The organism is Eisenbergiella sp. OF01-20 (assembly GCF_003478085.1).
In the GTDB taxonomy this organism is placed as follows: Bacteria; Bacillota; Clostridia; order Lachnospirales; family Lachnospiraceae; genus Eisenbergiella.
In genome coordinates, this window is the sequence record NZ_QUES01000003.1 from 126,198 (window position 1) to 139,854 (window position 13,657).

9 protein-coding genes are annotated in these 13,657 nt (G+C 47.2%); all 9 read left to right on the forward strand.

Annotation, left to right across the window (positions count from 1 at the left end; genetic code table 11):
* The first annotated feature begins 54 nt into the window (after positions 1 to 54).
* The 9 genes from DXA36_RS06020 to DXA36_RS06060 all read left to right on the forward strand — a co-directional run bounded on the left by DXA36_RS06020 (position 55) and on the right by DXA36_RS06060 (position 13,620).
* Positions 55 to 1,773 (forward strand): hypothetical protein, encoded by a 1,719-nt coding sequence (locus DXA36_RS06020; RefSeq protein ID WP_118677328.1) that lies wholly within the window; start codon positions 55 to 57, stop codon positions 1,771 to 1,773.
* A 1-nt stretch (position 1,774) separates the two neighbouring features.
* A complete protein-coding gene (locus DXA36_RS06025; protein WP_118677330.1) occupies positions 1,775 to 2,842 on the forward strand; it encodes a hypothetical protein in 1,068 nt (355 codons plus the stop codon).
* A 33-nt stretch (positions 2,843 to 2,875) separates the two neighbouring features.
* Entirely contained in the window at positions 2,876 to 3,652 is a 777-nt protein-coding gene (locus DXA36_RS06030) for a 6-phosphogluconolactonase (protein ID WP_118677332.1), read from the forward strand.
* A 6-nt stretch (positions 3,653 to 3,658) separates the two neighbouring features.
* Positions 3,659 to 4,921, forward strand: coding sequence for an AGE family epimerase/isomerase (locus DXA36_RS06035; protein ID WP_118677334.1), 1,263 nt, complete (start codon positions 3,659 to 3,661; stop codon positions 4,919 to 4,921).
* A gap of 13 nt (positions 4,922 to 4,934) precedes the next feature.
* Positions 4,935 to 6,158: an N-acetylglucosamine-6-phosphate deacetylase gene (gene nagA, locus DXA36_RS06040; RefSeq protein WP_118677336.1), complete on the forward strand. Its 1,224-nt coding sequence runs from the start codon at positions 4,935 to 4,937 to the stop codon at positions 6,156 to 6,158.
* Positions 6,159 to 6,536: 378 nt separating this feature from the next.
* Positions 6,537 to 8,033, forward strand: coding sequence for an ABC transporter substrate-binding protein (locus tag DXA36_RS06045; RefSeq protein ID WP_118677338.1), 1,497 nt, complete (start codon positions 6,537 to 6,539; stop codon positions 8,031 to 8,033).
* A 253-nt stretch (positions 8,034 to 8,286) separates the two neighbouring features.
* Entirely contained in the window at positions 8,287 to 9,234 is a 948-nt protein-coding gene (locus DXA36_RS06050; RefSeq protein ID WP_118677340.1) for an ABC transporter permease, read from the forward strand.
* A 16-nt stretch (positions 9,235 to 9,250) separates the two neighbouring features.
* Positions 9,251 to 10,138, forward strand: coding sequence for a carbohydrate ABC transporter permease (locus tag DXA36_RS06055; protein WP_118677694.1), 888 nt, complete (start codon positions 9,251 to 9,253; stop codon positions 10,136 to 10,138).
* Positions 10,139 to 10,140: 2 nt separating this feature from the next.
* Entirely contained in the window at positions 10,141 to 13,620 is a 3,480-nt protein-coding gene (locus tag DXA36_RS06060) for an alpha-L-rhamnosidase (RefSeq protein ID WP_118677342.1), read from the forward strand.
* The last annotated feature ends 37 nt before the right edge of the window (positions 13,621 to 13,657 follow it).

The following is a 13,657-nucleotide window of genomic DNA, read 5'->3' on the forward strand; positions in this document are numbered from 1 at the left end:
GTAAGTTTGTATGGGACTGACCGGCCCTGATTGACATGAATGAGGTTAACAGTTATGAAAAGGCTAATAAGATTTGACTTCGGAAATGATTTTGTTCCCCACGATCAGGGTTTTATAAAAATAGAAAGACTTTATCAGTCTCCCAAATATATGTGGGTCAGCGAAACGGGCAATTGCTGGTTTGATGAATTTGGTGAATCGCCCTTTCGGGATTATCTGTATGGTAAGGAAGGCGAATTCCGTATGGGACTGCCGGCAGGGGATTACAGACTGCAGCTATACTTTTATGATCCTGAAAAACACTGGGAACCATTTGAAATTCAGTTTGGAACTGCTGAAGCATATGGAGCCAGATTTTCGGGCAGACGGTCTAAGACGGAATGGATTCATGTTGAGAAAGGCGAACAATATTGTCTTACTGTAAATATAAACCATCCCGGCGGGATAATGGCTGTTGGATTTCCCGGAGATTATTTTGTCAATGGCATGGATGTATTTGGGCCTGCAGATGCACAGCCGGAGATCATTTACAAAGAAGCCCTGCCGGATAAGCTGCCTTCAAGAGAAGAGGTGGATACGGAGGGAACAGAAGATTTTGAGGGAATGCTCGGAAAAATATGCGGCTGGTTTTTGGAGAACAGGCTCCCTGATGGTTTTATCGGTGATTTCGAAGAGGGAAAACGTTTATGGTATACGGCTTCTTATCCGATTCGAACACTTCTTGCAGGCTATGATTTATTCCGATGTCCGGATTATCTGGAGGCCGCGGTACATATCCTGGATCTTTTTGTATCGGAACAGATGCCTGAAGGCGGGTTTACACAGGTTTACAGGGGAGTACCCACAGAACGGCTGAATAATAAAGAATTAGAAGAAGTGCGCAGAAATAACTGGATGAATCTTGCAGATGTGGGCAGCATGGTGGCTTCTCTGGTTATAGCATGCCACTATGTGCGTGGAGAACGGCAGCAAAGGTATGTTCAGGCCGTCAGAAGCTATCTGGATGACTGGGCTGTCCGGTTCAGGAAGCCCGACGGTGGGTTTACTAATGGCTGGACACTCAGGATGGACGATAAAGTATATAGTGTTGCCACCGCATCTTCAGCATTAACTTGTGCCTTATTTTACGGGCTTACGAAAGAAGAACGTTATCTCACGATTGCAGAGGAGGCTGTCTTGCTGTTGGCAGACAGGTGGAATGCGGATGGAAGGCTGTGGAACCATATTTATAACGGGACCTATCCGGGACATGATACTTACCAGGATGTCCGGGAATTTGGTGACAGTTTTTATACTCTTGAAACGGTTTTGTCATTGCTGAATATCAGCAGCCGGATGGAAATCAGGAAAAAGCTTTATGAAGTTCTTCGAAAATATCTTTTCGGAAGCAAGGGCCTTCTTGCAATAAAAGGAAAAGCTCCGTGGTGGAAACTGCAGAACTGCTGGCATAACAGTAAGAGTGCGGGAAATCCTCTTATCCTTTTTGAGTTTCTTCGTTTTGGTGAAAGTATGGGGATGGACAGAGAAGAACAAATGCGTGCTGCTGAAGAATTAAGAATTTGCAGGAAATTTATTGCAACACCAAAATATGCCGGGTTATTGGGAGTTATGTGCGACGAACCGGATAAACAATATCCATTTGCAAAGCACAGTATCCAGTGTTGGAATGGATGTGCAGCAGCAGCGGGCGGGTTTGCAGGAATAGCGCTGGCTCATATGATAAGACCCGGAATTATATTCGGGCTGTCTGGGGACACCGGCGGGGAGGGATAATATGGAACCCGTATTTTACGTGAATACATATGAAGGAAAAAATGATGATGATATTATTTCGGCTTGTCTGCGGGATGCATCGTACTATGAGAAAAAAACGATAGTATTCAGTGGGAGAGATTATGAGATCAACAATGCCGTTTTAGTGGATTCCGGCATGACCATCATTATTGACGGCTGTACCATAAGACAGAGAAACAGGGCGTTTGACAACGTGTTCCGGGGAGCTAATATTCAATTGGATCCTGATAATCCAAAGAATCCGGCTATCAATATAGAACAATTGCAGAATATTAAGATTATGGGCCGTAATAACGCAGTGATCGAGGGCTGCAGCATAAACAGGTGCGGTTATCATCCTGTGTTGGGTGAAGAGCAGGAAATGACAGGTGATTACTGGGGTTTTTTAACATATCAGCTTTTGTTTGTCAGGACAGAGGATTTGGAAATATCAGGTCTGTGTCTGAAAAAGACAAGAGGCTGGGCAATCACTCTGGATTTGTGTGAACATTTTTGGCTGCATGATATACAGATTTATTCAGAAGTGAAAAATGGAGATGGCATTCATTTATTATGTGGCTGCTGTCATGGTGTAATCCAACGCATAAAAGGAGTGACTTCAGATGATTTAATTGCGGTCCAGTCAGGATTCCGACTGGATGAATTCCCAAGTAAAAACTATCTTGCGCCGTTTTATCCATCCCGGTGTGAATATGAAAAACGATCCGTCAGAGAGCTGGATTGTCACGATATTATTATAAGAGATATATTTTGCGGAGGAGAAATGCATGGAATTATTCTTCTGGCATTAAATGATACCTGTATTTATAATATCTGTATTGAAAATATCGAGGATATAGAAAGAGGGAAACGATATTTTGCGACCGTTTTTGTGTATACGGGAATTTATGGCACACCTGGCAGTTTTAAGGATATCGTTGTAAGAAGAGTCAGTTCTCTTGCGGATACGGCTTTTGTATCAAATACAAGTGTCACAAATCTATTATTAAGTGATATTACCGCTAATTATGAAAACGGCAGACTGTACGGGACTTTCAGAGGAAGATAGAGGTTCCGTGGTAAAGAAGGGCATGGTATAAAAATGATAGAAAAATATTTTGATAAGATATGCCTTAAAATATATGGTTCAAGAGACGAGATGGGAAAGGAAGCTGCCAGGGAAGCGGCGGGCTGTATCAGGAAACTGCTTGAAAGGGAAAAGGAAATTAACTGCCTCTTTGCGGCAGCACCTTCTCAGCAGGAGTTTCTTGCAGAATTATGTAAAGCTAAGAATATGGAATGGGAACGCATTAATGCATACCATATGGATGAATATGTGGGATTTCCTGTAGGAGATCCCCGCTCCTTCAGTGGTTTTCTGGCAAATCACATATTTGGCAGACTTCCCTTCAAAAGTATACATTTGATAAACGGAGAACAGAATCCAGCCGGAGAAGCGGAAAGATATGGCGGACTTCTTGACGCGGTTCCTCTCCATATTACATTTATGGGAATTGGAGAAAACGGACATATAGCGTTTAATGATCCCCATGCGGCGGATTTTCAGGATCCGAAAACAGTGAAAATTGTAACACTGGACTCCTTATGCAGGATGCAGCAGGTACATGACGGGTGTTTTGATAGCCTGGAACAGGTTCCGGAACATGCTATTACGGTGACTTGTCCTAAGCTTATTTCTGCAGAATATATCTTCTGTATAGTTCCGTCTTCCAAGAAACATGATGCGGTGATGGACTGTTTGACCGGACCAATACAGGAAAGCTGCCCGGCAAGTATATTACGTGGAAAACAGAATACCCGAATGTATATTGATAATGCCTGTGCAGGGGAAATGGCGGATCCGGATTGGAGAGGATGAAAGGGTATGGATAGAGAGTCTCTTACATTGACACCTGTTTACAGTAAATTAATAGAAGAAGATTTTTTCCCGTATTGGGAAAAGTTTAGGGACAGGAAGTATGGAGGATTATTGAACTGTATCAGTAATGATGGCAAAAAGCTGCTTTCCGACCATAAATTTTCCTGGTCACAGGGGCGGTGGCTGTGGATATTGGGAAAACTTCATGAACTGTGTGAAAGACAGCTGCTCCGGGGCATTGACCGCTATCTGCTGGAGGAATGGATGGAGGAGACGTATGGTTTCATTATAAACCATTCTGTTGCGGAAAACCGGACATGCAATTACCTTTTGAAAAGAGATGGGGAACGGGTAGTGGATAGAAATACCGGACGCTTCGATGCCAGTATTTATACGGATTGCTTTGTTCTGCTTGGTATGTCCGGGTACACCAGGGTAATGGGAAAAGAAGCGAATCTGCCTGATACAAAAGCTCTTTATGAAAGTATTGTACATAGAGTGGAATCCGGTAATTTCCTGACAGAGCCTTATCCGGTGCCGGAAGGATACCGTGCACATGGGATACCCATGATTATGATAAATACCATACAGGAATATATCCGTATGAAACAACATTTTTCACTGCCGTGTGAAAAGGAAATTCACTATGGTATGGAGAAGATTAATCAGATATGGAATTGCTTTTATGATGGAAAATATATCAGAGAATTTTACGCAACAGAAAAAGTAAGTGAAAACCGGCTGTTGAAACGCCATATTAATCCCGGACATACTCTGGAGAATTTGTGGTTTATGGCAGAATTCCTGGGACAATTCGGCGGGCTGGAACAGTATTTATCCAGAATCTGTGCTGTGGCCCGGGACACATTTTCACTTGGCTGGGATGAAAAATATGGGGGCTTGTTCCGTTTTGTGGATATAAACGGCGGAAAGCCGGAAGGAGAATCGGAACATCTGTCCTATGAAAAATTGGTTGGGGATACCTGGGATATGAAACTTTGGTGGCCGCATTCCGAGGTCTTATATTTATTTCCCCTCCTTTATAAGCTGACAGGTAATAAAGAAATGAAATTATTATATGAAAAAAGTGCGGACTATATTTTTTCTGTTTTCCCGAATAATGAAGAGGGGGAGTGGAATCAGATATGCAGAAGAGAGGGAATTCCGGAGGAAAAGGTGGTGGCTCTTCCGGTTAAGGATCCATTTCACATCATGCGTAGTTTTATTAAAATCATTGAGCTGGAGGAAAAGGGAAATAATGGAATTTAGGAGATGATAGACTATGGAATATGAAAGAAACACTCAGATTTCCGGGTCTGGGGCACTCATCCCCAGTATATGGATCAGAAATGCCAAACTGGTTATGGCGACCGGAATTATAGAAGGTTCAGTCGTGGTTCAGGGGAGGAAAATAGAGAAGGTTATCAGAGGCAGCGGTGTTGAGACAAACGTAAGGGAAGTAATAGATGCCGGAGGGCTTTATTTGTCTCCCGGTTTCATTGATGTACATACACATGGCGCAGGCGGAAGTGATTTTATGGACGGCACTTTGTCCGGTATTTATAATGCCTGCAGAACACATTTAATGCACGGGACTACTTCCATTGTACCAACGACATTGACCGGCTCAAGAGAATCCCTCCTTTCTGTTATCAGGCTTTTTAATCAAACGGAACCTGAAAAAGACGGATGCCCTGAAATTATAGGACTTCATCTGGAAGGCCCCTATTTTTCACCACAGCAGAAAGGCGCACAAAATCCCAAATATCTCAGAAATCCGGAGCCGGCGGAATACAGAAATGTGTTTGCCAATACTAAAAAAATATGCAGATGGTCCTTTGCTGTGGAACTTCCGGGTTCTGGCGAATTCCTAAGGGAATTGAGGGATCAGGGGATTGTCAGTTCCCTGGCGCATTCGGATGCAGATTGCCGTCAGGTATTCGAAGCATATGAAAACGGCCTTTCCGCACTCACGCATTTTTACTCTTGTATGAGCGGGGTAACCCGGAAAAATGCATATCGGACAGCGGGAACCATAGAAGCAGGCTATCTGCTGGATGACCTTTATGTGGAAGTAATAGCGGATGGTTGTCATCTCCCTGCGGAACTTTTATCCCTGATTTATAAAATTAAAGGACCTGAAAGAATTTGTCTGGTGACGGACAGTATGAGAGCGGCAGGAATGCCTGACGGAGAATATATTCTCGGAAAAGAATCAGACGGAATCGTATGTGTGAAAGAAGACGGAGTGGCAAAGCTGCCGGATCGTAGTGCGTTTGCAGGGAGTGTTGCAACTGCGGACCAATTGGTTCGTAATTTCCGCAAAATGACCGGGGTGGCTCTTTACCAGGCGGTAAAAATGGCAAGCCTTACACCAGCCAGATTTCTGCATATTGAGGATAGAAAGGGTTCCATATGTGAGGGTAAAGATGCGGATCTGCTGCTGTTTGATGAAGATATTCATGTGAAAAAAATTATGCTTAGGGGAAAATGGGTCAGGATATAAAGCGGATAAAAAAGGCGATGTGCTTACAGTTTATGGCAGAGTGAATTTTCAGTGAAAATTCACTCTGTTGCATTTCCGGGTAAACCCGTTTACACTTAGGAAAAAAGGGAGCGGGAATGTGCACCATGTTACAGCCTGTGTATAATAAATGTCATAAAACCACAAACAGGAGTCACAAAAATAACAATATTTATAAATAGTACGAAATGGATCGGAATAAGTGTCACAAAAGTACTAAGGGAAATCACAATAGTTATAGAGAGTTATTAACAGAATGACTACAATAGACATATCGAAAGGAAGTTAGGGTAAGCGGCCTTGTAAGACCGGCCGTGTATGTGAAACAGAAAATGGTTATGGGAAAGCGGAGGAATTAGGATGAGAAAAATCTTTAAGAGAGCAGCGGGTATGATGCTGGCGGCAGTGATGGGATTGTCTTTGGCGGCCTGCGGATCCGGTGCCGGCACCACCAGCGGGGAAGGAACGGCAGCAGGAGGCGGGGAAAGTGCTTCCGCAGGCGGAGCCGTTACGGAAGTAAATGTATGTATTCCCACAGCATATGATATGCCTGATGCGGGGGACGTGGAAACCGCTATCAATGAAATCACGGAAGCCCGATACGGGGTGCACCTGAATCTCACCTTTGTTTCCATGGGAAACTGGCTGCAGCAGTCCAACCTTCTGCTTACAGGCGATGAGGTGGATGTGATAGCCGCATTTATGACACCCCTTACCACCTATGTTAAAAACGGCCAGCTGGCTCCCCTGGATGATTACTATGCGGCAGCAACAGATGATTTCAAAGCCATATGGTCTGAAGAAGAAATGAAAGGGACGACAGTGGACGGCCAGATTTATGCCATTCCCAACCTGAGAAACTTCGGCAACCGTTTCGGACTCAATATTGATAAGGCGATTGCAGATGAGTTTGGAATCGAATCCTATCATAAGTGGACACTGGAAGAAATCGATACCTTTCTGCATGAGGTACATGAGAAATACCCGGACAGGTATGCACTCGTACCGCAGTCCGGGGACACCATGGTGAACGGCTGGACATGGGATGGTCTGGGAGACGGTAAATTTATTGGTGTGATTCCTGACTGCGGGCAGGGAACAGAAGTACAGAATCTGTTTGATACGGATGATTTCCGGGAATTTATAAGCTGGACAAGAAAATGGTATGAGGACGGCCTGGTTATGGCGGATGCCCTGAGCAATACGGAGGCCGGATCCCAGCTGATTGCCAATCAGAAAGCAGTTGCCTGTTTTGATAACTATGCGAATAATGAACTGGCGGGCGCAATACGTACGGTAGTAATCGAACCCTGGTCGGTAGCAAACTCTTATTCGGAACTTTGCTATGGCATTAATGCCAATTCCAAAAACAAAGACGCTGCCTGGACGGCCCTGCAGATGCTTTATACGGATAAGGAGGTCTGCGTCCTGCTCAACAACGGAATCGAAGGCAGGCACTACACCAAAAATGAAGACGGAACCATTTCCTTCCCGGAAGGAAAGAACGCTGCGGACTGCGGCTACGGCATGGCTGACCTTTATTGGATAGCGCCTTACTCCGGATGGTCCCATCCGATTGACTATAACGGCCCTGCCTTCTTCGAAGATTTAATCCAGTTTAATGAGGATACCATGAAGAGCAAAGCATATGGTTTCTTCTTTGATACCAGCAGTGTTGTGGACCAGTACTCCGCATGCAGCAATGTTATGGATAAATACTACAAAGCCCTGCTGGCGGGAACGGTAGATCCGGAATCCACCATCGCGCAGGCAAACGGGGAACTGGAAGCGGCAGGCCTGCAGGATATATTAACGGAGAAACAGAAACAGCTGGATGATTTCTTTGCACAGAAATAAATAACTCAAACTTTGCAGGTGAGGCTGACACACTTGAACGGTCTCATCTACATGGCCTGAAAGGCACTGAAGAAAATTCCTTTTCCATCCCGGAGGGCCATGCAGACAGCGGGCGGAGGGCCTTTTCGCACCTGTAAAGTTTGGGTAGATAATCTGTTCTGACACGGAAAAAGATACAAGAGCCATTTTCAAGGGAAAAGCCTTCCTGAAAATGGCTCTTGCAGGGAAAATGCATGAAGAAAGGAAGAGTAAAATGGCGGGAACGGTTACGTTGGCAAAGAATCGGGCGAAGAGCAAAAAGAGCCGGAACAAAATGACGCTGGCGCTGCTTTCCATGATGCTGCCGGGTTTTATATATCTGGTAATCAACAATTATATTCCTATGGCAGGTCTGGTAATAGCATTTAAGCGTTTTAATTACAGCAAAGGGATTTGGAGCAGCGACTGGTGCGGCTTCAGTAACTTTACCTATCTGTTCCGGACAAAGGATGCCCTGAATATAGTCCGGAATACCCTTGGTTATAATCTGACCTTTATTCTTCTGGGAAATCTGCTGGCGGTAACCGTTGCGGTTATGCTGAATTTCTTAAGAGGAAACAGGAGCAAGAAGGTATATCAGACATTGATTCTGATACCCTATCTGATTTCCATGGTGGTAGTTTCTTATATCGTATACGGCTTTTTGAGCCAGGATAATGGATTCCTGAACAGCCTGTTCGTTAAAATGGGGGCGGAAAAGATAAGCTGGTATACGGAAACAAAATACTGGCCCTTCATTCTGGTTATCGTAAATCTCTGGAAGGGCTTCGGATACAGCAGTATTCTATATTATGCTACGGTTATCGGAATCGATTCTTCTCTCTATGAGGCGGCCACAGTGGACGGGGCTAACCGGTGGAAGCAGGTCTGGCATGTGACACTGCCCGGACTGAAGGGCACGATTATCACGATGGTGCTTCTTGCCATCGGGCGGATGTTTTATTCGGATTTCGGCCTGTTTTATCAGGTGCCGATGCGTTCCGGGCTTCTTTCGTCGGTAACGGACACCATTGATGTGTTTGTTTATAAAGGGCTGACACAGCTTAATGACGTGGGACGTGCGTCGGCAGCAGGCTTCCTGCAGTCCGTATTGGGATTTGTACTGGTACTGACAGCCAACTTCATCGTCCGCAAGGTAGATGAAGACAGCGCTTTATTCTAAGAATGGAGAAAAGATTATGGTTGGGAAAAACAAAACGGGCCAGATGGTATTACATATTATTTTTATTCTGCTTTGTACAGCAGCGGTAGCGCCTTTTCTCCTTCTGCTGTCCTCTTCCTTAACGGACGAAGCGACACTGATGCGCGACGGATATAATTTTATACCCAGGATTTTCAGCTTGAATGCGTATGTTTATCTGTTCAGCAGCAGTATGAAGATTATTAAGGGCTATGGGATTACTATTTTGGTAACGGTGCTGGGGACAACACTGAGCGTGCTCATGACGACGCTGTTTGCTTATCCTTTGTCCAGAAAAGAGCTTCCATGGCGCGGTTTCTTTGCCTTTTTCGTATTTTTCACCATGCTGTTTAACGGCGGCCTGGTTCCTACGTATATGATGTGGACGCAGTCCTTTCATATTAAAAATACCTTGTGGGCGCTGATTATTCCCGGGCTTCTCATGAACGGCTTCTATATTATCATGATGCGTTCCTTCTTCCAGGCCAATATACCGGATGCGTTGATTGAGGCGGCACGTATCGACGGCGGCGGAGAATACCGGATCCTTTTCCAGGTAGTGACGCCGCTGTCAAAGCCGATTATGGCGACCATGGCTCTGATGATAGGGCTGGGGTATTGGAACGACTGGATGAACAGCCTGTATTACATAACCGATGATAAGCTGTTCAGTATCCAGGCCATCCTGAATACGATTATTACAAACATTCAGTTCCTGACCAGCGGGCAGTCCTCCGCGGCGTCCAGCGTGAATGTGGCAAACCTGCCGAGCATTGGGATCCGTATGGCGATTGCTGTGATCGGTATCCTGCCGGTATTGTGTATTTATCCTTTTTTCCAGAAGTATTTTGTAAAAGGGATTGTTGTTGGAGGTGTAAAGGGATAATTATGAGTTTTATAGTAAAAGAACTATATGTGGAATACCAGAAGGCTCCCATTGGCCTGGATGAGGAACACCCCCGTTTTTCGTGGATGTTTTCATCGGATGAAAAGAACATGCGGCAGAGAGCCTGCCGGATTGTTGTAAAAAAGGGGATGCCTGCAGCAAAGAAAAAAGTGGTCTGGGATTCGGGAAGGCTGGAAACAGGGGAATCCCGGGGAATAGAATATGCCGGGGAGAAGCTGGAGGCCTGTACGGAATATTCCGTATCGGTACAGGTTTGGGATGCCGGGGAGAACAGCGCCTGCGCGGATACCCGCTTTGAAACCGGTTTGTTTGCCTTTTCCGCAGATGAGGAGGAAAGGAACCGTACCTGGGAAGGGGCGCAGTGGATCGCGGCCCCCCGTTTCCATGTCTGCGCACAGGCCAGAGGGGTGTTTATCCTGGAGACCAGGCTGCGTCTGGAACCCGGGTCGCAGAGAGCCGGCGTGGTATTCGGTGCCAATGATTTCCGGCTGCTCGATAAGAACCTGAATGAATACGGACTGGCAGGAGCGAACTATATCCGCTATGAAATCAACCTGCAGGATCTGGCAGGAAAGCGGGACAGGGGAAAAGCGGAAGAGTATACCTTGCCTACGCTGGATCTTTACAGGGTAGGTTATGTCCCGGGAGACAGGGAAGACATTCCGTTTGCCAGTGTTCCCCTCGTACCTTTCGAAAGGGGAGAGGAAGCGGCGGAAACCGGTGCTTCCCTGCTCACCGAAGAAAATGCCTATGACTTTCACTGCCTGCGGATAGAAGTGGACGGCAATAATGCCTTCGCCTATCTGGACGGGGTGCTTGTGGATGCGGAGGCAAAGCAGGAATTTTTTGGACGGACGGTAGCGGGCCGGACATGGAATCCCCGGGGAAATAATGACGTGCCGACTTATCCCAGGCTGAACGAAATCGGCTTTTTCGCAGACAAAGGGGACCGCGCGTATTTTACCTTCCTGTCTGTCCGGAATATGCGTACGCCTTCCGCGGAATTCATACGGGAAACGCCGGAGGGTGGTCTGTATGGCCGGGAAGGGATTTTCGGGGAAAAAGAAGGGTTACGCAAGGTTAGGACGCAAGACGGAGAGAGCTGTTTTATGGTAAGCGGAACGCAGGTGACGGCGGATCCGTCTCATTCCGCGCTCCCCATGTTCCGTACCTTTATCCGCGGACAAGAAAAGAAAAGGCCGGTTCAAGCCAGACTTTATATCACCTCCCGGGGAATCTATGAATGCCGGGTGAACGGGCAGGAAATTACGGACCGGCTGCTGGCGCCGGGGAATACCCAATATGACAAGCGGCTGAATTACCAAACCTATGATATCAGTGACAAAATAGGAGAAGGGGATAATTGTGTGGGGGTGACACTGGCTTCCGGCTGGTGGTCAGATGCCCAGACCTTCACCGTGAAGAATTATAATTTCTGGGGAGATAAGGAAGCCTTTTTTGCTAAGGTGGTAATTATCTATGACGACGGCAGCCGGCAGGTGCGGGTTTCCAACACATGGGACTGGAGCTATTTTGGGGAAGGGCCTTACCGGTATTCCGGATTCTTCCTGGGCGAACAGACAGACGGGAGAAAGCTGGAGTTGTATGAAACCTATTCCCGAGCGGATTTTGTGGAAGAGGGCTGGGAGCGGCCGGTTATTTATGAACCGGTCCCCATTGAAGAATACCGGGCCTTGCCTCCGGGATTTGGCCGGGCCTGGCCGGGGGTCAATGAGACAAAGCCCTTGCTTCTGGGAGGCTATGATGCCCCGGTATATGTGGTGGACAGCCGGAAAGCCTGCAGCCGTACATTTGTGGAGGGGCATACAGCCATTTATGACTTTGGCCAGGAAATGGCCGGTGTACCGCGCATCCGTTTTCAGGAAAAGGAAGGAACCCGCCTTGTTATCCGGTATGGGGAAATGCTTTATCCGGATCTGCCGGAATATGCGGCCGGAAAAGGCGGCGTGAATCTGGTTGGAAGGCTTATGGTGGAAAATTACAGGGATGCCACCAGCACCGATGTGTATATCTGCAGCGGAAAAATAGGCGGCGAAATCTGGCAGCCCCGATTCACCTTCCATGGCTATCGATATATGGAAATAAGCGGCGCCAGCAATCCGCCTCTCCCGGAGGATGTGGAAAGCCTGCAGTATTCCTCCGTGGATGTGTTTGAGGGAAGCTTCCATTCCTCCAACGCCCTTCTGGATCGGTTTACAGAAAATGTAAAATGGTCCCAGCGTTGTAATTTTATCAATATTCCCACCGACTGCCCCCAAAGGAACGAGAGGATGGGCTGGGCAGGGGATACCCATGTATTCTGCCATACGGCTCTGCATAACGGTTTCCTGAAGCTTTTCTATGAGCGCAATCTCCAGGCTATGGCGGATTTACAGGAAGAGGATGGGCAGTTCCCGGAAATCGCCCCGGTGGGAGGCGGCTTCGGCGGTATAACCTATGAATGTGCGTCCATCTTTATGGTGACGGAGCTGTACCGGCAGTATGGGGATAAACGCACAATAACCGCTTTTTACCCCGGTCTTAAAAAATATATGGGTTATATGAAGGATAAAGGACTTCCCGGAAGAGGGGACATGGCTGTGGTCGGCCCGCTGGGTGACTGGCTGGCACCTCAGGAAACAGATCTGCAGCTGATGTGGAATGCTTTTTATTACAGGGAAGCAGCCCTGATGGCGGAATTGGCTGCGGTTATCGGTGAAGCAGAGGACGCGGCAGGCTTCCGAAAGCTGGCGGAAGAGATAAAGGACTACTGGAACCGTACTTTTATCGACCCCGCAGACAAACGGACGATAACTACGGACGGGGAGCTGTGCGATACCCAATGCTCCTATGTGCTCGCCCTGGAATATGGCGTGGTACGGGATCGGGAGAAGGCGGCGGCCCATCTGCTGCGGAAAACCCGGGAGCTGGGGCATACGGTGGGAACCGGTTTTTTCGGTACCGGCCTTTTGAACCAGGCGCTCAGCAAAGCCGGATATACACAGGACGCTTATAAGCTGATGCTGCAGACCGTTTTCCCTTCCTGGCTGTATCCGGTAACCCAGGGGGCGACCAGCATCTGGGAGCATTGGGATTCCTACACGGTGGACAGGGGCTTCGGCGGCTACAATACCATGAATTCCTTTAACCATTATTCCCTGGGCAGTGTGCTTTCCTGGATGTATGAATGGATCCTGGGCATACGCAGGGAGGAGGCGCATCCCGGTTACAGGCATTTCCGCCTGGAGCCTTGTATCGGGGAACTGGAAAAGGCGCGGGGAAGCGTATCCAGCCCGTATGGTACGATCCGCAGCGGATGGGAAAAGAAGGACGGCCGTCTTAAATACTTCTGTGAAATACCGCCGAACACCGGAGCCACGCTTGTTCTGCCGGACGGGCAGGTGCATGAGCTGGGAAGCGGGAGCTATTGTTTTGTGACAGAGAAGAAGGCAATGCTATAGTAAGCGGCCCTCACCGCGTCCAGGCCATAAGGATCCG